Raw genomic sequence first — 20221 nt, forward strand, 5'->3', positions numbered from 1 at the left:
CCGGGCGAGCCGAACGCCTGCCCCTGAGCCCGCCGCGGCGCGCGGAGCGCGGCCTGCCGGGCCGCGCCGCCGCCTCACGCTCCAGCCCGCCCTCAGCGCTCCAGGTAGATCTCGAAATCCTCGATGCGCACGGCGAGCTCGTAGCGATCGTCGATGAGATCCGCCAGCGCCGGGAACCCGTCCAGCGTGTCGCGCGAGTCGAGCGCGTCGCCTGTCACCGAGGGGAAGACGTCGTGGCGCTCGACAACGATCGCGGTCGGAGGGCTCGCGGCGAGGTCGCGCATCAGCGCGTCGCGCGCCTCCTGCCGGGCCCACGCCGCGCGCTGCGGGACGTTGTAGAGGTATCGCGTCGCCGACGGGCGATCGGCGAGGTCGTAGACCACCGGCTCGAAGCCCCACACGAACACGGGCCGCCCCGGCGCGACGCGCTCGCGGAGCCACGCCGCGACCGCGCGGTTCGCCGCGGCGTTGACGTCGGCGACCGAGGCGAGGCGATCGAGGCGGCCCTGGTCCCGCGCGCCCGCGGCGAGCAGCGCGATCCGCTCGGCGCAGCGAGCGAGGTAGTCGTCGGCCACGTCCTTTGTCGCAGAGCGGGCGAAGGCGGTCGCGAGGAGCACCGCGACGAGCGCGGCGGCCGCCCGCGCGCCGAGCCGAACGCAGCGCAGCCATGCCTTCCAGAGGCCGAGCGCCGCGAGCATCGCGGTGAGCGGCCAGGTCGCGCCGTAGTGGTAGGGGAAGAACTTCGCCTGCATCACCACGCCGACGAGGTGCATGGCGATCACGCCCGAGAGCAGCGCCACGTCCGCCCGCTCGTGGCGATCCGGGCGCAGCGCGAGCAGGCAGACCAGCCCGAGCGCGATCGGGCCTGAGTACCGGATGAACCACTCGCCGACGCCGTGCCACGCCAGGTCGAGCACGCTCGCGTCGCGCCACCCGAGCGCGGTGTAGTGCGGCGTGAAGACGAAGAGGACCTCCCACAGATCGCCGAGCGCCCCCTTCGCGGCGAACCACGCGACGCAGGCGAGCACGGGGAGCACGCCGCCCAGCGCGATGAGCAGGGCAGGCCGGAGCGCCGCCAAGAGGAGCGCGGTCGCTGTCGCGCGCGCCGGCGCGCCCTCGATCGCGGGCCGGGCAGCCTCGAGCTCGTCCCGTCCGGCGCCGCGCGCCGGGCCGCGCCGCGCGAGCGCCGAGCCGCGCCGCGCGAGCTCCACGAGGGCGGGCGCGGCCAGCGCGGCGGCGAGCACGACGCCGCCGCCGGCGAGGGGCGGCTTGAGGAGCCCGGCGGCGCCGAAGAGCACGCCCGACGCGATCAGCGCGGCGGCGCCCGGCGCGGGACGGGGCGCGTCGGCGCGGCCACGCGGCGTGGCCACGAGCAGGGCGACGACGGTGAGCACGCCGCCGAACGACTCGGGCTGCGCCGTGTGCCAGAAATCGAGCTGGGCGTGCACGAGCACGGCGAGCGCGGCGGCGACGACCCCGATCCGGCGATCGCCGAAGGCGCGGCCGGCGAGCGACGTCATCGCGAGGCACATGCCGGCGAGGGCGAGGACCTCGAGGACGCGGATGCCCCACTGCGCCGGGCCGAAGAGCGCGCGCGCGAGCGCGTAGATCAAGAAGATGCCGGGGGGCTTGAAGTCGAACGCGTCGCGGTACGGCATGCCACCGTCGAGCACCGCGCGCGCGACCATCGCGTAGATGCCCTGATCGCGGCCGTAGCCGTAGGTCAGGATCTGCAGCAGCAGGAACGCGATGGCGCCGAGCGAGATCGCATGGATCGCCTGCGAGCCCGGGACGCGCGCCGGCCTGTCGGCGAGGCCCTCGCGCGCGCTCTCGGTCGAGGTGGCCCGAGGACGAGGGACCGCGGTACCATCCGGCGCGGCGTCACGCACCGGGCCCTTTTACCGGCTGGGGCACGCCAGCGTCTACGTGCGTCGACGCATGATTCCAGCCTTCCTGCGCCGGGCGTCTCGGCGGGGACGGCTCGCCGTCGCCGAGACGGCCCCGGCGGCTGAGCGCGGCGCGGGCACCGGCAGGATGAATAGACCCGAAAAGGATGCGCAGCGGGCGAACACTGTGTCGTTGCTCTCGAAGGACGGGCGGCGTATACGACCGTGCCGCCGTTGCCCGAGAAACGGGCGCTCACGGCCGGGTGCGTTGGAGGAGCGAGAAGCGATGGTCGATGTTCGCATGCCACAGCTCGGCGAGAGCGTGCTCGAGGGGACCGTCTCGAGGTGGCTCGTGCGTGAGGGCGATTTCGTCAAGCGCGAGCAGCCGCTGCTCGAGGTTGCGACCGACAAGGCAGACACGGAGATCCCGGCGCCGACCGCCGGCCGTGTCGCGCGGATCGCGGTGGCCGAAGGAACCGTCGTCGCCAAGGAAGGTCTGCTCTGCCAGATCGACGAGGCGGCGGTGGAGCCGCAGGCCACAGCGGAGCACCGCCCGCCGAGCGCGGCCGCAGCCGGCTCGCCTGCGCCGGTGCACCACCCGCTGAACGTGGCCGCGGCCGGCGCCCCGGCGCAGGGCAGCAACGGACATGATGAGAGCGCCCGCCCGCTGTCGAGCCCCTCGACGAAGAAGCTGGCGCTCGAGTCGGGCGTCGACCTGCGCGGCGTGCAGGGGACAGGCGACCACGGCCGGATCACCCGCGATGACGTGATCCGCGCGGCGCACGGCGCGACCGCCGAGCCGGCGCCGAAGGCGAGCGCGCTGCCCCAGCCGGCAGGCGCGGCGAGCCCGGCGGCGGAGCTGTCGCAGCTCATCCAGGCGAGCGGCGGGTTCGTGCCGCCGGTGCCCGGCGTCGGGTTCGGCGCGTACAAGGTGCCGCCCTACTCGCCCAAGCCGGGCGACAAGGTGGTGCCCTTCAGCCGGCGCCGCCGCATCACCGCCGACCACATGGTCTATTCCAAGGTGACGTCGCCGCACGTGGTGACGGTCGCCGAGGTCGACCTGTACGAGACGTCGAAGCTGCGCGACGCGCACAAGGACGAGTTCAAGAAGGCGGGTGCGTCGCTGACGTTCCTGTCCTTCATCTGCGCCGCGGCCGTCCGCGCGCTGCGCGAGCACCCGGAGCTCAACGCTCGAGTGCTCGAGAACTCGTACGTGGTGCTGCGCGACGTCAACCTCGGCGTGGCGGTGGACACGCCCGGCGGCCTCATCGTCCCGAGCATCAAGCACGCGGACGAGCTGGCGCTGCGCGGCATCGCGAGGAGCATCGACGAGCTGGCCGGGCGGGCGAAGTCGGGCAAGATCACGGCCGACGATCTCGCGAACACGACCTTCACGGTCTCGAACCCCGGCCTCAAGGGCAACCTGTTCGGCGGCGCGATCATCTCACAGCCGAACGTCGGCATCCTCCGGATGGGGGAGATCAAGAAGCGCGTCGTGGTGGTCACGAAGGACAAGGAGGACTCGATCGCGATCCATCCGGTCATGTTCCTCGCGCTGTCCTACGACCATCGCATCATCGACGGGGTGTTGGCGAACTCGTTCCTCTGGCGCGTCACCGACATCCTTTCACGCGGGGAGTTCGAGGTATGAGCGTGAAGAACGACGTGCAGGGCCTGCGGCCGCTCGACGAGGTCGATCCGGAGATCGCCGAGCTGATCCGCAAAGAAGAGCGGCGGGAAGCGGACACGCTCCGGCTGATCGCCAGCGAGAACTACGTGTCTCGGGCCGTGCTCGAGGCGACGGGCTCGGTGCTGACGAACAAGTACTCCGAGGGCTACCCGCACAAGCGGTATTACGAGGGCCAGCAGCAGGTCGACGTGGTCGAGGAGCTCGCGCGCACGCGGGTGGCCAAGCTGTTCGGGGCCGACCACGTGAACGTGCAGCCCTACTCCGGGAGCCCGGCCAACCTGGCCGTCTACCTCGCCTTCGCGCAGGCGAACGACACGATCATGGGCCTCGGCCTGCCCGCGGGCGGGCACCTGACCCACGGCTGGTCGGTGAGCATCACCGGGAAGTACTTCAAGAGCGTCCCGTACGGGGTGCGCGAGAGCGATCACCGCATCGACCTGGACCAGGTCCGCGACCTTGCGCGCGCCCACCGGCCGAAGCTCATCTGGTGCGGGACGACGGCGTACCCGCGCACGCTCGACTTCGCCGCGTTCCGGGCGATCGCCGACGAGGTCGGGGCGATCCTGGCGGCGGACATCGCGCACATCGCGGGGCTCGTGGCCGGCGGGGTGCACCCGTCGCCGGTGGGCATCGCCGACGTGGTGACGTCGACGACGCACAAGACGTTCCGGGGCCCGCGCGGCGCGATGATCCTGTGCAAGAAGGAGCACGCGAGCGCGATCGACAAGGCGGTGTTCCCGGGCCTCCAGGGCGGGCCGCACAACCACACGACGGCGGCCATCGCGGTCGCCGCGAAGGAGGCCGCGGAGGACGGGTTCCGGGGCTACGCGAAGCAGATCGTGGAGAACGCTCAGGCGCTCGGGCGCGCGCTGGAGTCGCGCGGCTTCCGGCTCATCACCGGAGGGACCGACAACCACCTCCTGCTGATCGACATGACCCCGAAGGGGATCGCCGGGAAGCCCTATGCGCAGGCGCTCGATCGCGCGGGCATCGTGGCGAACTACAACTCGATCCCGTTCGATCCGCGCAAGCCGTTCGACCCGTCGGGGCTCCGCATCGGTACGCCGGCGGTGACGTCGCGCGGCATGGGCGTCGCCGAGATGGAGCGCCTGGCGGCCTGGATGGATGACGTGGCGCAGAACATCAACGATGAGGCGCGCATCGCGCGCATCGGCGCCGAGGTCGCGGAGCTCTGCCGCGGCTTCCCGGCGCCGGGGATCCGCGTGTAACACCTCGACGATCGACGAGGCGAGCCCCCGAGGACGCCCGGAGAGAGATCTCCCGGCGTCCTCGGTGCTTTTGCGGCGTCACTTCACGTAGAGCTGCGCAGCCGCCACGCCCGAGCCGGCCGTGGCCTTGACGATGTACTTGGCGTTGATGCCCACGGGCAGCGACCAGCGGTAGCAGTTGCCCCGGCCGCCGAGCGCGGCGTTCGCGCCGGTCAAGTTGTCCTGCGCCAGCACCGACGAGCCCATCGGGATCGGGGTCAACGCGACGAGGCTGATGTCGAGCTCGGTGATCCCCGCGCCGACGCCGAGGATCGTGTAGCACTTGCCAGGCATCAGCTGGATCTGCTGCTCGAGCGTCTGCCCGGCGGTGAACTGGCCCGCGATCGGCCCTCCCTCCTTCGTCATGCCCGGCGCCTCGGTCGCGGCGAGGTTGTTCAGCGGGAGGGTCGCGGCGGTAGCGAAGTTCGGGTCGACCGGCGACGCGCTGCCGGTGCTGCTCCCGCCGCTCGGGGCGGGCTGCTGACCGCCGGTCGGCTGGCCGTCGGTCGGCTGGCCAGGGAGCGGGAACGGCCACGGGAAGCCGCCGGGCTGCGCCGAGGGCGCCGGGGCCGGCTGCGTGGGGGCTGGCTGCGTCGGGGCCGGCTGCGTCGGGGCCGGCTGCTGGTACCCGGGCGGCGGCTGCTGGTATCCGGGCTGCTGATAGCCGGGCTGCTGGTATCCGGGCTGCTGATAGCCGGGCTGCTGGTACCCCGGCTGCTGGTATCCCGGCTGCTGGTAGTAGCCAGGCGGGGGCTGGTTCGCATAGCTCGGCGGCGTGGAAGCCTCTCGCTGTTGACAACCAGCAGCGAGGGCGGCGGTGAAGACCATGGCTGGCAGAACGCCAATCGTACGGAGCAAAAGAACCTCCTCGAATTCCGGCAGAACGCCGCGTTCAATCTCACTGACGGGCTCGCGACGCAACGGTTCGCTCGCGGGGAGCTGCCCGGAGCGAACCCCCGAGGCCCGCTCAACCGGGCTCCAGGCCGTCCGCCGGATGTCGCTTTGGACGTGTCACGCCCTCGCTTTCATCGCGCCCGTCCGGCGGATTGATGCTGCTTCTGCCACGATTTCCAGCGTCACTGCCGCCACGCTCGGCTGGCCGAGAGCAAAACGTGAGGTAGACTACAGAATGACCGACCAAGGCTCCCGCGCGAAGCTCGATCGTCCCGGAGAGTTTGCGCAGTGGTTCCTGGAACGAGAGATGCTGGCGAGCGCGGGCATGGGGATCGCAGCCGACAGGGCGCGGCTGCACCTCGGGCGCGCGGTCACCTTCCTGGAGCAGGGAATGCTGCGCGAGTCGCTGGCGGAGGCGAACTCGGCCGCGTACCTCGACGACGCGATCCGGCCCGAGGCGCTCCTCGTGGCGCGCATGTGCATCCTGCGCGAGCTCGTGGGCGGGTCCGGCTGATCGGCGCGAGAGGCGACCGCCTGCGCTGGCCCGCCTGCGCGAAGACGCCTCGCACATAGCCCCCGGCCCCTGTCGGGTGTATGAGCGCCCGCGAGCGCAGCTGTCCGAACGAGGAGCCGCGGCGAGCGGCAGGGCTGTGCGCGAGGAGGCCGCAGATGACGGTGACGGGTAGGTCGTTGGGTTCAGCAGTGCTCCTGGCTCTCTCGGCGGCAGCGCTGGGTTGCGGCGGCGGCAGCAAGGAGTCGGAGTTCGCGGACGATCCCCCGGACGCGGGGGCGCTGCCGCCCCCGCAGCCGACAGCGTCCGCCCCGCCCCCGGACGCCGTCCCGCCGACGGTCGGGGTGCCCATGGCGTCGCCCTGCGATGGAGTCCAGTCGCTCGCGATGACCACCATGTTCCAGGGCCGCGCCACCGGCGAGGCGCCGAAGATGCAGCCGGAAGGGGCGCCGGTGTGCAACGTGGTGCCCGAGGGGCAGACGGCCTCGGGGCAGACCTTCATGCTCCAACCGGGCAATTGCTACACGTTCCTGGCGCAGGCGCTCCCCACCGTCACCGAGGTCGATCTCCAGCTGGAGCTCGACCTCAACGCCGGAGGACAGCCGGGGCTCGCCGCGTTCAACCTGAAACCGGTGCTCGCCGTCGACTCGGACACCGGCCCGACAGCCGCCATCGGAGCCAAGCAGAGCTGCTACCAATGGCCGTTCCCCATCCCGGCGACGGTGAAGCTGGTTGTCAAGGCACGCACCGGATCGGGTCCAGTGGCAGCGCAGGCCTACAGCCGCAAGAAATGACGCACGAAGCGACGTGACGGCGCGGGCGGCGGCTCCGCCGCTGCCCGGCCCCCCGGCGCGGGATCAGGCCGGCGGCGCCGGACCCCGCCCCGGACACGCCCGCGGCGCCCCGAGGCCATGGAGCAAGAACGGCCACGTCGCCGTGGCCGCCCTGCGCTCCGCTGGAGATCCGTATGCCTACAGGAGCGCGTCCTTGATGGCCTTGATCGGCCGAGCGCGGACCGACTTGCTCGCCGGCTTCGCGGCGAAGGTCATCGGCTGCTTGGTAAACGGGTTGATCCCCTGGCGCGCCTTCGTCGCAGGGCGCTTGACCACCCGGAACTTCGCAAAGCCGGGGAGCGTGAACACGCCCGACTTCTTCAGCTCGCGATGACCGATCGAGATGAGGGACTCGAGAACGTTCTTCACCTGCTTGCGGCTCAGCTCATCACCGGCAGCTTCGGTGATGGCCTGGATCAGGCCGCTCTTGCTCAACGTCTTCTTCGCGCCGCCCCCGGCCGTCTTCTTAGTTGCCATGGCACTCTCCTGGGACATGAGCCCGCGCGCGACACCTCGTCGCGCACAGCCTTAGTGAACCTTACACACGACTCAGGACAAAAAAAGACAAAAATGCGGGGAGAAAACGCGATTTCTGAGAGCGGGCATCGCGCGGACCCCTGAAAGGCCGCGCCGGAGCGGCGCCCCAGAGGGGGGAACGAGCCGCTGGGAGGGCCGGCGGCGCGGCGTCGCCGTGGACCGGAGAGGCGCCGTCGAGATGCCAGAAAGCCGCAAAATGCCGCTGGAAACGGGCGGCACCGCGCCGCCGGCGCGCCGCCTCGGGCGGCCCCGAGGGCGGCCACCGCGACCTGGGCATACCTGCGGAGACGGGCGGGAGGGGGGTTTAGCTGGCGCGCAGCTCGTCGAGGAGCGCCCGGGCCGCCTCGAGCGATCCGTCCTCGGAGACGGACTTGTCGAGCATCAGGCGCGCTTTGCGGCGGTCGCCGGCCGCGAACGCCATCGCCCCGAGGTGGTAATAGGCGAGCGCGCGCGCGGCGAGCGTGGTGCCGCCCTCGCCGGGCTCGGGGGCAATCTTCATCAGGGTGACCGCGCGGTAGGCGCGCGCGGCGAGGTCCTGCTCCCCCAGCCCGAGCGCGCTCTCGCCGAGCGCCATGGCGAGCTCGCCGTTCTGAGGGTCGTTCTCGAGCGCCCTCGAGAGCGCAGTGAGCGACTCGCTCAAATTCCCCTCGGCGTCCTCGATCCGCGCGAGGCGGTGGTAGACGGCGCCGAGGAGCCGCGAGCGGCGCCCCTTGCCGGCGACGATGAGCTCGGAGGTGATCGCGCGCGCCTCCTTGGGGCTGCCCGCGGCCGTCAGGGCGTCCACGAGCAGGAGGGCAACCTCGTGATCCTCCGGGCGGAGAGAGCGCGCCTCGCGGAGCACCGGGGCCGCCTGCGCCCCGTCGCCGACGTCGAGGAGCAAGCGGCCAGCCTTGACGAGGAGGGTGAAGCGGCCGGCCACGTCGGACGCGGCCGCGGCGTCCTCGAGCGTGATGGCGGCGAGCTCGCGGCTCGCGCCGATCTCGGCGTAGAGCGCGCGCAGGCGATCGCGGATCTCGGCGTTGCCCGGCGCGGCGCGGCGCGCGCGCTCGAGGCCGCCGCGGGCGTCGCTCAGGTGGCCGGCGCGCGCGCAGGCGCCCGCCAGGCGGAGCGCGGTGGCGACGAGGGCGTCGCCCTCCTCGAGCGCGATGAGCCGGCGGTAGACGGCGCTCGCGGCGTCCCACCGCTCGGCGGACTCCTCGAGGCCGGCGAGCGCCTTGAGCGCCGCGCGATCCTTGGAGTCGACGTGGAGCAGATCGCCGAGGTGGCCGCGCGCGCGCTCGAGATCGCTCGAGCGCGCGAGGATCTCGGCGAGGCGCAGCCGGAGCGCGCGCGGCGCGGCGGCCGCCGACCCCTCCGACGCGGGCTCGGCGGGCGCGGCCTCGGCCTCGGCGGGCCGCGCCGCCGCGCGCGCGAGCGCCCGCTCGAGCTCGGCGACGAGCGCGAGCGCGTACTCGGCGCCGCCGAGCGCGTAGGCGCGCTCGAGATCGGCGAGCGCGCGGTCGCCCTGCCCGAGCGCCCCGTGGACCTCGGCCCGCGCGCGGTAGAGCCACGGGTCGTCCGGGCTCGCCTCGAGCGTCGCCGTGAGCGCGCGGGCCGCGCGGGCGTGCTCGGAGGCCGCGCCGCACGCGTCGATGAGCGCGAGCAGGACGCCGCGATCCCCGGGGGCGACGCGCAGGGCGCGCTCGAGGAGCTCGGCCGCGGCCGCGGCGTCGCCCGCGCGGTCGCGGAGGATCTCGGCGGCGCGGCAGAGGGCCCCGACGCGCGCCTCGTCGGTGCCGGCGACGTGCACCGTGAGCACGTGGAGCTCGGCGAGCGCGTGCCACGCCTCGCGGGCCGCGTAGCGCGACGCGAGCTCCTCGCGGAGCCGGTCGCTCGTGGGGCAGACGGCGTAGCCGGCCTTGAGGGCGGCCTCGGCGGCGGCGTCGTCCCCGCGCGCGCCGTGCAGCTCGGAGAGCTCCAGCGCGAGCTGGGCCGCCTCGCCGCCCTGCTCGATGCGCAGGAGCTTCTCGAGCGAGTCGACGAGATCGTCGGCGTTGTCGCGCTTCCGGCCGAGGCGCACGAGGGCGCGCAGGACGTCGCGGTTCGCGGCGTCCCAGTCCACCGCCCCGAGGTAGACGTCGCGCGCGCCGCGATCGTCGCCGCGCTGCTCGAGGAGGGCGCCGAGGCGCATCGAGATCGACGCGATCGAGGCGACGTCGGCGCGGTCCTTCGCGGCGTCGAGCTGCAGGGCGAAGAGCTCGCCGAGCTCCTCGGTGCGGCCGGCCTCCTCGAGCATCGTGGCGAGGAGGATGGCGGCCTCCACCTGGGTCGGGTCCTCGTCGAGGATGTCGCGGAGCAGGAGCGCCGCCTCGGCCGGCGACTCCGGCGCGAGGAGGCGCGCGCGCTCGAGGCGCAGCGCGCAGCGCTCGGAGAGGTCGTCGACGAGGGGGACCGTGTCCTCGAGCAGCGCGGAGAGGCGCGCGGCGTCGCCGCTCCGGCGGTACACGCCGGCGAGGGGCATCCAGATCTCGCGCTCGGCGGGCTCGCGGGCGCGGAGCTCCTCGTAGAGGCGCGCGGCGCGGGAGAGGTCGTCGAGGGGGCTCGCGGCGAGCTCCGCGGCGTGCAGGAGCAGCGCGCGCTCGTCCTCGGGCTCCGAGGCGCGCGCGGCGCGCTCGCACAGCCACGCGGCGGCCGCGAGATCGCCGGCCTCCTCGCGGAGCTCGGCCAGCGCGACGAGCGCCCACGCGGCGCCGGGCGGGTCGGACGCGGGCGGCGCGCCCGGGCCGACGATGCGCTGCAAGATCGACTCGGCCTGCTCGCGGTCGCCGAACGCCCGGGCGGTGCGGACCGCCTCTTCGAGGACGAAGGGGCCCTCGATCTCCGCGAGGAGGAGCAGCGCGTCCACGAGCGCGCGCGGGCGCCCGCTCTGCCGGGCGAGGCGCTCGAAGAGGCGGATCGCGCGCGGGTTCCTCGGATCGGTGCGCAGCGCGTCCCGCAGGATCGCCTCGGCGCGGTCCGGATCGGCGTGGAGATCGAGCGCCTCCTCGAGGAGCGAGATCGCCGGATCGACCTCCGCCGGGTCCGACGCGAGCAGCGTGGCCAGGCGGTACCGCGGCTCGGCGCGATCCGGGCGGTTCGCGGGGGCGGCCGGCGGGCCCTCGGCGCGCGCGGCGTCGGCGTGGGCGATGCGCTTGCGGAGGACGTCGGCCTGCGCCGGGCGGTCGCCGAGGCGCGCGTAGAGGGCCTCCAGGGAGCGCCACAGCGACTCGACGTCGACGCCCGCCTCGCGGCCGGCAGAGGGCCCGCCGGCCGCGATCTTCGCCTCGGCGCGGCGGTAGACGGCCGCGGCGCGCTCCTGGCTGTCCGGCGCGAGCTCGAGGGCGCGGCCGAAGCGGAGCAGGAGCGCGTTCTCGTACGGCTCGCCGGCCGCCCGCGCGACGAGCCGCTCGACGAGGTCGAGGTACCGGCGCGTCTGATCGAGGCGGCCGGCGAGCTCGAGGGCGGCGTCGTGGGCGGGGCCCGCGCCCGGCGTGAGATCGAGGGCGCGCAGGCGGGCCGCGAGCGCGGGCTCCAGGCGATCGAGCGGCCCCTCGTAGAGCGACGCGAGCTCACCGAGCGCCGCGGCGGCGTCCCCGGCGGGCTCGAGGGCCGGGCCGGCGAGCCGCGCCTCGAGCGCGCGGGCGAGCAGGTCGTGGCGCCCGCGGGCGCGCAGCGCGGCGAGGAGCTTCTCGTGCTCGGCGTCGCTCTCGCGCGCCGCCTCGAAGGCGGACTCGACGTACTCCACCTCGCGATCAGGCGCCCCCTGCCGCCGCGCGATCTCGCCGAGCGCGAGGAGGACCTCGGCCCGGCTGAACGAGGTCGCGGCCGGGAGGGCCATGCTGGAGCGCATCGGCGGCATCGTGCTCCGCCGCGCGCCGACGAGCCCCTCGCCCTCGTCGCGGGGCCGGCGCACGACGAGCAGCAGCGCGCGGTAGGCGCGGTGCGCGCGCTCGAGCTGGCCGTCCTCGAGGGCGAGGCCGGCGAGGCCGTGGAGCGCATCGGGGTGCGCGGGATCGACGCGCAGCGCGAGGTCGAACTCCGCCATCGCGCGGGCGCGGTCGCCCGTGGCGAGGGCGACGCGGGCGAGCTCGTAATGGACGAACGCGCGCTCCTTGGGGCGGCGATTGCCGAAATCGGCGATGATCGCGCGCAGGGCGGCGGTCGCGTCGTCGGTCCTGCCCGCGGCGGAGAGGGCGCGGCTCCGCGCGAGGCGCAGCGAGAGGTCGTCGGGGGCGAGGACGATGGCCTCGTCGAACAGCGGGATCGCGGCGGCGGGCGAGCCGCCGCGCGTGAGGTAGAGGTCCGCGGCCTCGCGGAGGAGCGAGAGCCGGGCCGGCGCCTCGTCGGCGCGCGCGGCGTCGCCCGCGATGAGCTCGGCCAGCGCGCTCCACGCGCCCGACGCGCGGTAGAGGTACGCGAGCCGCTCGCGGAGCGGCGCGGGCTGCGCGGCGTGGGGCACCGCCCGCTCGAGGGCGGCGCGGGCGCGGTCGGGCTCGCCGGCGGCGAGGCACGCGTCCGCGAGACGGAGCGCGGCCTGGTGGAGCTCCTCGGGCGGCGCGCCCGCGCAGAGCCGCTCGAGCGCCTCGGCGGCCGCCGCGTGCTCGCCGCGGCGCGCGAGCAGCCGGGCGAGGGCGTCGAGCGCCTCGACGGAGCCGATCTCCGCGGCGCGGCCGTAGCTCGCGATCGCGCGCTCCGGCTCGTTGAGCTCGTGCTCGGCGAGGGACGCCGCCTGGAGCCAGAGCTCGGCGGCCACCGGGCCGGCGCCGACCGCCTCGCACGCGGCCGCCTGCTCCTCACGGAGCAGCATGAGCTCGCGGTGCAGCCCGCCCGCCTCGAGGAGCGAGGCGAGCTTGTCGATCGACGCCGCGTGCCCCGGGCTCTCCGCGAGGTTCCGGCGGAGCAGCGCGATCGCCTCGGCGGCGCGCACGGTGTCCGAGAGGAGCTCCGCGGCGTCGTACCGGAGCGCGACGCGGCGATCGAGATCGACCGAGACCTCGATCTGCCGCTCGCGCAGGCGCACGAGCTCCTCGCGCCGCGAGGCCGTCCGGAGGAGCGCCGCGAGGCTCTCGCCGACCGGCTCGTCCGCCGGGTCGTCCTCGAAGAGCCCGCTGTAGAGGGCGATCGCCGCCTCGGGCTCCGCCGCCTCGGCCGCGACGCGCAGGAGCCGGCGCTGCTCGCTCGACGCGAACGGGAGCGCGGCGCCGCGCCTGCAGAGCGCGACGATCTGCGGCCTGTCGCCCGCGTCCGCGAGCATGCCGAGGAGCGCGTCGATCGCCCACAGCGCGGCGCGCGAGGGGGGCCACGCGCCGGGGACCGGAGGCTGCCCCTCCTCGTCGCCGAGGCGCCGCACGGCGATCTCGAGGAGCTCCGCGGCGATCTCGCGGGCCCGGGCCGCGTCGCCCGCGTCGCGCGCGGTCTCGACGGCCTCGCGGTAGAGAGCGAGGTCGTGCCCGGTCGCCGCCGCGAGCCGGAGCAGGGTCGGGACGAGCGAGGGCCCGCGCCTGTGCCGGAGGAGCTCCGCGAGGTCGAGCAGGATGGCGCCGTTCGTGGGGTCGTGGAGGAGCGCTCGCTCGAACGCGCGCTCGGCCGCGTCCGCGTCGGCGCGCGCGTCGCGGTGCCAGCGGCCGACGCGGAAGGTGAGGTCGCGGAGCGCCCCGGCGGGCACGTCGCCGCGCCGCTCGAGCTCGGGGAGCGCGTCGGCGATCGTGTGCCAGCGGCCCGCGAGATCGGTGAGCCGCAGGAGGCCCTCGGGCGGCTCGCCGGGCGAGAGGAGGAACGCGCGGAAGGCGAGCTCGAAGGCGCCCTCGCGGTCGCCGCCGCGCTCCTCGAGGAGCGCCGCGGAGGCCTTCAGGATGGCGACCCGCTCGGCGTCCGCCTCGGCCGCGGCGAGCCGCGGCTCGAGCAGCGCGACCTCTGCGCGCCAGTCGTCCGCGGCGGCGCAGATCTCGAGCAGCGCGCCCACGGCGGCGACCAGCGCGCCGCGGTGCTCGGCCGACGCCGGATCGACGCGGCGGAGCAGCTCTTCCAGGCCCGCGCGCGCCGTGGACGACCCGTGCGCGGTCCCCTCCCCGCCCTCGCCGCGCTCCCCGCCCTCGCCGCGCGCGGCCCGCTCGGCCTCGTGCGCGCGGCGGTAGCCCTCGACGGCGCGCTCCCACGCGAGCGTGCGATCGCGGTGCGCATCGCCGAGCCGCCGGAAGAGCTCCGCGCTGCGCGCCGCGCCGGCCCCGCCGGGGAGCGCGCCCGCCGCGGACGCCTCGACCTCGAGCAGCGCGACGAGGTCGTCCCAGCGCTCGGCGCGCGTGTAGAGCGCGGCCAGCGCGTCCCCGCTCTCGGGATCGGGCGCGAGCTCCTCGCGGATGCGGCGCCAGGTGGCGATGGCCTGCTCCGCGTCGCCGAGCTCGCGCTCGAAGAGCCGCGCGACGCGCCCGAGATCGCGCCGGCCGCCCGCGCCGCCGCGCACCGCCGCGCGGCGCTCCAGCACGGCCGTGAGCTCCCGGTAGCGCCCGCCCTCCTCGAGGAGGATCGCGAGCCCGTCGAGCGCCTCGAGGTCCTGGCGGTCGTCGGTGAGGCGCGCCGAGTACGCCGCGATCGCCCGCGCCTCGTCGTGGAGCCGCGACGAGGCGAGCCGCGCGAGCTCGCCCAGGGCCTCGCGCCGCGCCGCCGGGTCCGTCTCGATCGCGGCGAGCGTGTCGAGCACGTCGCACCGCTCGCCGATGCGGTCGCCCTCGGCGAAGAGCCGATCGAGCGCGCGGGCGGCGTCCCGCGCGGCCGCGGCGTCGCCGTGGCGCTCGGCCAGCGAGAAGAGCCGGCGGAAGAGCGCGATCGCGCCGTCCGCGTCGCGGAGCCGGTCGCGGCGGAGGAGCGCGGCGTCACGGACGAGCGCGAGCGCCTGCTGCGGGTCGCCGGCGCGCGGCTCGGCCGCGGCGAGGACCTCGGCCAGGCGGTCGTGCCGGCCGAGGCGCTCGGCGAGCTCGGCGAGCTCGGCGCGATCGCCGGCGTCCGACGGCCTGAGCTCGACGAGCTCGGCGAGCCGCGCGAACGCGCCCGGCTCGTCGCCGAGGGCGTCGCGGCGGAGCCGCACGATCTCGCGCAGCAGCGCCGGGCGGTCGTCGACGTCGGCGCCATCGAGCTGGATCTCCAGCACGCGCACGAGGTCCTCCGGCCGCCCCTCCTCGCGGTGGTGCTTCGCGAGCAGGACGGCCGACCGCTGCCGCGCCGCGCGCGCGGCGAGCGCGCCCGCTTCGCCGGCGGGCGCCTGCTCGGCCGGGATCGCCCCGAGGATCCGCTCGAGCAGCGCGAAGGCGGCCCGGGGCGCGTCGTTCGCGCGGGACGCGCGCGACGAGAGCCACGCGTCGAGGAGCTGCTCGACCACGGGGAGCGCCGACGCCGCGTCGCCGACCCCCTCGATCCAGAGGAGCGCGATGCGCTCGCGGAGCCGCTCCGCGCCCTCGCCGGAGAGCCTCGGCAGCTCGGCCGTCAGGAGATCGATGAGCGGCCGGCGCCTGCCGTGCCGCTCGTAGAGCCGCTCGAGCGCGGCGCGGGTGCGCGCGTCGTCCTGGAGCGGCAGCAGCTGCTCGAGGTAGCGCATCGTGCGCTCGCCATCGCCGGCGAGATCGCGCGCGACCGCCGCGGCGTCCTCCAGGAGGAAGATGCGCTCGTCGGGCACCGTGGTGCGCTCGAGCATCACGTCGTAGAGCGCGAAGAGGTCCTCCCAGCGCTCGGCCGCGTTGTAGGCGAGCTTGAGCCGCTCGAAGCCCCAGAGCGAGCCCGGCACGAGCTCGACGAGCCGGCGGAGCAGCGCGAGGGCGGCCTCCGGCGCGTCGAACCACTCCTCGTGGTGCTCGACGGCCCGCCGGCCGATCTCCTCGATGACGTCGGGCGGGAGCGCCGCGCCCGCGTCGTCGAGCGCCGCGGCGTGAGCGGCCGCGACGCGCTCGGGCTGCTTCGCCCGGCGGCCGAGCTCCTCGAGCCGATCCCAGAGGGCGAGCTCGCCCGGCAGCTCCGAGACCGCGCGCAGGGCGACCTCGAGGCCCCGCGCGGCGTCGCCCTCGTGGTGCTCGAGCAGGCGCTCGAACCAGCCGCGGCGGACGGCGGCGCGCTGCGCGGACGCGAGGCTGCCCGCGTCGAGCGCGCCGCGCGGGGAGCCCGGCGCGGCCTCGCCCGGCGGGAGCGGCGCTGGCGAGCTCGCGAGGAGCGTCTCGAGCAACGCGACGCGCACCTCGGGATCGTCGAGCGCGTCGCACGCCCGCTCGAGCAGCAGCGCGGCGCGCGCCTGCGTCTCGGGGCGCCCCAGCGCGTGCTCCGCGATCTCGAGCACCGCGGGGTCGATCGTCCCGGCCTCGATCGCGGGCGCGACCGCGTCGAGCGCCTCCGCCGGCCGATCCAGCTGATCGAGCAGGAGCGTCGCGAGCTCGACGTCGAGCGCCACGCGCGCGCTGCCCTCGCTGCGATCGCGGCGCATCGCGAGCACCTCCGCCGCGCCCTCGTGGTCGCCGAGATCGGCGAGGAGGCGCCCCCGCGCCGCGAGCGCGTCGTCGTTCTCGGGATCCGCCTCGACCAGCCGGGCGTAGAGCGCCGCGGCCGCCGCGCGGTCGCCGTGCTCCTCCTCCCACGCGGCCCACGCGGAGAGCGCCCTGAGGCGCTCGCCCTCGGGCGCGCGCTCCACGAGGAGCGTGAAGAGCCAGCGACGGTCCACGCGGCGCGCGAGCGTGTCCGGGCTCTGCGCGAGGAACGCGCGGAACGCCTCCAGCGCGGCGGGGTCGAGCGATCTCTGCGCGGCGTCGCCGCCGCCGGGCGGCGAGAGCAGGCGCCGGTAGACGGACGCGGCGTCGTCCTGCCGGTCGGGATCGGCGGCGAGCACCCGCGCGAGGGCGGCGTCGATCGCGCGGACCCGCGCCGCCGCCGTCTTGCCGACGGGCGCGCCCCCCTCCCCCTCGGCCCTCATGCGATCGCGGAGATCGAGCGCGGCGTCGACGAAGCGCGACGTCGCGCGCGCCCGGATCGCCGCGTCCTCGAGGGCCGCGAGCGCGGAGAGCGCGTCCTCGTCGGTCGTCGCTGTGTCGAGCAGGACCTCGCAGACGGCGGCGAGCCGAGCCCAGGCCCCCTGCCCGCGGTAGAGCGCCGCGAGGCGGCCGGCGGCGTCGCGGTGCCGCGGCGAGACGGAGAGCACGCGCTCGTAGAGCTTCTGCGCCCGCTCCGGATCCGCGAGCGGCCCCTCGGCGAGCGCGGCGGCGCGCAGCCAGGCCGCCACCGCGGCGTCGAGGTCGCCCGGGGCCGGGGTGGCGCCCGCAGCAGCGGCGCCCGCAGCGCCCTGGGCGTCTGCATCGCCGGCTTCCGCGCCGCCCGCAGCACCCGCGCCGCCCGCAGCACCCGCGCCGCCCGCAGCACCCGCGCCGCCCGCAGCGCCCGCGGCGCCCACAGCGCCGATGCCGAACGCCGAGAGCTCGCCGAACCGCTCCAGCCAGAGCGCCTCGTCCTGCGGATCGGCCGAGGCGGCGACCCGCCGCTCGAGCACCTCGCGGAGCAGCGCGGCGTCGCCGGTGGACAGCGCGAGCGCCTCCATCGCGGAGAGCGCCGCGCCTTCGAGCGCCGCGCCGCCCGACAGGATCGCGCGGTAGTGCGCGACCGCGCTCGGGACCTTCCCGCCCTTCGCCGCCGCCTCGGCCATGCGCAGCTCGCGCGCGACGCGCTCGTCGGGCGGGGCGCCCGGGAGCCGCTCGGCCAGGGCGTCGTAAAGCGCGTCCCACGCGCCGCCCGCCGCGTACGTCTCCAGCAGCGCCTCGTACGCCGCGTCGTCGCCCGGGTCGTCCTCGATGGCCGCGCGGTACGTCGCGGCCGCCCCGGAGAGATCGCCGACGTCGCGGCGCTGGATCGTGCCGATCGCGTGCAGGAGCTCCCGCCGCCGCGCGGGCGGGCACGGCTGTGCGAGCGCCTCGCGGTAGAGCGCGAGCCGCTCCTCGGGGCTGCCCTGCTCGCGCAAGAGCGCGTCGACCCGCGCGATGAGCTCGCGCGACGACGGCTCGAAGGCGAGCGCCCGCCGGTAGAGGGCGAGCGCCTGCGCCACGTCGCCGCGCGCGAGCAGCGCCTCGCCCGCTCGCCGCGCGAGGTGCGACAGCGCCGCGCTGTCCACCGCGCGATCCCCGAGCGCCCCGGCGAGCGTCGGCGCGCGCCGCGCGGACTCGCTGCCGTGCTCGGTCATCCGCTCGACCTCGGCGACCCACCGGGCGAGCTGCTCGGGCGCGGCCGCGGTCGCGAGCGAGAGCCCGCGCGCCGCCAGATCGAGCGCCCTCTTCGGATCCCTGAGCTCGCGCTCGGCGACGGAGGCCGCCTCCTCGAGCGCCGCGAGCCTGCCCGAGACGTCAGCCGGCGCCGGCGCGGCCGCGCCCGGGGCCCACGCGACGGGCGCGATCTCCGCCCTGGTCTCGAGCACGCGCACGAGGAGCTGCGCCGCGCCTTCCGCGCGCGCGATCGGCTCCAGCAGCGCGCAGGCCGCGAGCCGCTGATCGTCGGACAGCAGGAGGTAGGCGCTCTGCCGCGACGGGGAGGCGTCCACGCCGCCGGCGCCGCTGCCCGGGGGCGGGCCCAGCATCTTCTCGACCGCAACCCGGCTCGGCCGATCGGTCGGATCGAGCGCGAGCGCCTCGCGGTACGCGGCGATCGCGCCGGCCGGATCGTCGAGCCGCGCCATGCGGATCGCGCCGATCCGGCCCAGGACCGAGGCGCGCTCCTGCCCGGTCGCGAGCTCGGCCTCGGCCTCGAGGAGCGCCTCGAGCTCGGCCCAGCGCCGCTCCTGCTCGAGCAGCGGGATGAGCCGCGCGTGCGCCTCGCGCGACGCCCCGAACGACGCGAGGTAGCGGCGCCAGGCGGCGACGGCGGCCGGCAGGTCGGCGAGCCGGGTGCGCAGGTCGGCCGCGCGGAACGCCAGCTCCCGCGCCGCGCGGCGGTCCGGCTCCGTCTCGGCGCGCCGCTCGAGGACCCACGCGAGGCCCTCGTGCGCGGCCGCGGCCTCGTACAGCCGCTCGAGCGCGGCGAGGGCGCGCGGCTCGCGCGAGGAGCCCGCCTCCGCGAGCTTGCGGTAGGCGGCGATCGCGCCCGCGGCGTCGTTGAGCTCCTCCTCGTGGAGGCGCGCGAGCTGCTCCGCCGCGGCCTCGCGCGCCTCGGCCTCCGTCTCGGCCTCGGCGAGCCGCGCGAGCGCGCCGGCGAGCCCGCGCGCGTCGCGCTCGCGCTCGCAGAGCTTCGCCAGCCCGCGGGCCGCCCGCAGCACGGCCGCGGCGTCGGGCTCGCCGTCGAGCGCCTGCTGGAACGACGCGCGCGCCTTCCGGCCCTCCCCGAGGCCGTCGTACAGCTCGCCGAGCTCGGCGGCGATGTGCGCCCGGAGCGGCTTGTCCTTGGCGCCGGACGCGGCGCGCATGAGCACGCGCGCCGCGTCGACCCGGCGGTCGAGCACCGACGCGAGCGCGAGGAAGCGCTCGCGCACGGCCTCGTCGGACGGGTCGACCGCGAGGATCTGCTCGGACAGCGAGAACGCCGCCGCGAGATCGCCGAGCCTCTGGAACTGCAGCTCGACGAGCCGCTTCTGCACCTCGACGCGGCGCGGCCCGCGGAGGTTCTCGATCTGGAGGGCCATCATGCGCGCCGCGTCCTGCGACCTCCCGCGCCGCGCGTGCGCGGACTCGAGCGCCGCGGCCGCGCGCACGACGACGGTCTTGCGCCCGAGCAGGGCCTCTGCGACGCGGAAGGCGGCCTGGTGGCCCGGGTTCTGCGCGAGCACCTCCTCGATGTGCGGCAGCGTCCGCTCGATCTCCTTGAGCGGGCCGCTGTAGAGGTCGATGAGCCGCGCGCGGATCTCGAGCGCGTCGGGCGGCGGCGTCTCCGCGGCGAGCGCCGGCTCGAGTATCCTCGCGATCTCCTGGAGCCGCCCGGCGCGCGCGTAGCGCGCCTCGAGCGCCCAGCGCGCCGACGAGTCGCCGGGATCGGTCCTGAGGATCTGCTGGAGCAGCTTGACCGCGCGCTCCTCTTCTTTCGGGCTGGCCTCGACGAGCTCGTAGGCGCGGCGGAGCAGCGCGAGCTGCTCGGCGCGGTCTGCGCGGTAGCCCGCGGCGAGGGCGTAGAGGTCTGCGAGCTTGGGCGGCTCGTTCGCCTCCTTGAGGATGCGCTCGAGGCGGACGAAGGCCTCGTGGTGTGAGGGCAGGACGGAGAGAGCGCGCTCGAGGTAGGGGCGAGCGCCGCCGGGGTCGCCGAAGAAGTCGGCGAGGAACTCGGCGGCGTGGACGAGGACCTCGGCCTGGGCGGCCTGCGGGAGCATCCCGAACCGCCGCTCGCTGGCGAAGCGCTCGTACGCGAACGCGAGCTCGGAGAACCGGTCGTGGTGCGCGGCGGACTCGTGGAGCTTCGCCCACAGCTCGGGGTGCGGGCTTCCCTTCGCCGCGGCGGCCACGAGCACGTCGATCGCGGCTGCTTCGTTGTCGATCCCCTGCTCGAGCGCAGCTTCGAGGTTGTCGATACGAAACGAGACGCGCGCGGTCTTCGTGTCCTGCTGCATGTTGGATCCGGACCTCGGCTGGCGATGGGGCAAGGCGCCGGCG

Annotated in this window: 8 protein-coding genes; 4 read left to right on the top strand and 4 right to left on the bottom strand. The window is 75.8% G+C overall.

The window, feature by feature from the left end; all coding sequences use genetic code 11:
- Positions 1 to 92 precede the first annotated feature (92 nt).
- Entirely contained in the window at positions 93 to 1889 is a 1797-nt protein-coding gene (locus WMF17_RS34195; protein WP_437645215.1) for a glycosyltransferase family 39 protein, read from the bottom strand.
- Between the two features lie 283 nt (positions 1890 to 2172).
- On the opposite strand from WMF17_RS34195, the gene WMF17_RS34200 reads away from it, so the two are divergent.
- Positions 2173 to 3537: a dihydrolipoamide acetyltransferase family protein gene (locus tag WMF17_RS34200; RefSeq protein WP_437597473.1), complete on the top strand. Its 1365-nt coding sequence runs from the start codon at positions 2173 to 2175 to the stop codon at positions 3535 to 3537.
- The gene (gene glyA / locus WMF17_RS34205) at positions 3534 to 4805 is read left to right on the top strand and encodes a serine hydroxymethyltransferase (RefSeq protein WP_437597474.1); all 1272 of its coding nucleotides are present in this window, start codon (positions 3534 to 3536) and stop codon (positions 4803 to 4805) included. Before WMF17_RS34200 ends, glyA begins: the two co-directional genes overlap by 4 nt.
- 78 nt (positions 4806 to 4883) lie before the next feature.
- Here the strand turns inward: glyA and WMF17_RS34210 are convergent, their stop codons facing one another.
- Positions 4884 to 5702, bottom strand: coding sequence for a hypothetical protein (locus WMF17_RS34210; RefSeq protein ID WP_437597475.1), 819 nt, complete (start codon positions 5700 to 5702; stop codon positions 4884 to 4886).
- Between the two features lie 271 nt (positions 5703 to 5973).
- Here WMF17_RS34210 and WMF17_RS34215 point away from each other — a divergent pair, with 271 nt between their 5' ends.
- Together WMF17_RS34215 and WMF17_RS34220 are read left to right on the top strand one after the other, a co-directional pair.
- The gene (locus WMF17_RS34215) at positions 5974 to 6252 is read left to right on the top strand and encodes a hypothetical protein (protein WP_437575114.1); all 279 of its coding nucleotides are present in this window, start codon (positions 5974 to 5976) and stop codon (positions 6250 to 6252) included.
- Between the two features lie 155 nt (positions 6253 to 6407).
- The gene (locus WMF17_RS34220) at positions 6408 to 7043 is read left to right on the top strand and encodes a hypothetical protein (protein WP_437645217.1); all 636 of its coding nucleotides are present in this window, start codon (positions 6408 to 6410) and stop codon (positions 7041 to 7043) included.
- Between the two features lie 177 nt (positions 7044 to 7220).
- Here WMF17_RS34220 and WMF17_RS34225 read toward each other — a convergent pair whose 3' ends face one another.
- Positions 7221 to 7559 carry an HU family DNA-binding protein gene (locus WMF17_RS34225; protein ID WP_129578885.1) on the bottom strand — a complete coding sequence of 113 codons (339 nt, stop codon included), beginning with the start codon at positions 7557 to 7559 and terminating at the stop codon, positions 7221 to 7223.
- A 364-nt stretch (positions 7560 to 7923) separates the two neighbouring features.
- Positions 7924 to 20178, bottom strand: a complete 12255-nt coding sequence (locus WMF17_RS34230) for a tetratricopeptide repeat protein (RefSeq protein ID WP_437645219.1) — start codon at positions 20176 to 20178, stop codon at positions 7924 to 7926.
- Between the last annotated feature and the right edge of the window lie 43 nt (positions 20179 to 20221).

Origin of the sequence: Sorangium sp. So ce362 (genome assembly GCF_051519845.1) — a bacterium.
Lineage (GTDB): Bacteria > Myxococcota_A > Polyangia > Polyangiales > Polyangiaceae > Sorangium.

Excerpts from the sequence above, each read along its gene's own strand:
- WMF17_RS34215 (WP_437575114.1), top strand. The coding sequence starts at position 5,974 with ATGACCGACCAAGGCTCCCGCGCGAAGCTCGATCGTCCCGGAGAGTTT.
- WMF17_RS34200 (WP_437597473.1), top strand. The coding sequence starts at position 2,173 with ATGGTCGATGTTCGCATGCCACAGCTCGGCGAGAGCGTGCTCGAGGGG.
- WMF17_RS34230 (WP_437645219.1), bottom strand. The coding sequence starts at position 20,178 with ATGCAGCAGGACACGAAGACCGCGCGCGTCTCGTTTCGTATCGACAAC.
- glyA (WP_437597474.1), top strand. The coding sequence starts at position 3,534 with ATGAGCGTGAAGAACGACGTGCAGGGCCTGCGGCCGCTCGACGAGGTC.
- WMF17_RS34225 (WP_129578885.1), bottom strand. The coding sequence starts at position 7,559 with ATGGCAACTAAGAAGACGGCCGGGGGCGGCGCGAAGAAGACGTTGAGC.
- WMF17_RS34220 (WP_437645217.1), top strand. The coding sequence starts at position 6,408 with ATGACGGTGACGGGTAGGTCGTTGGGTTCAGCAGTGCTCCTGGCTCTC.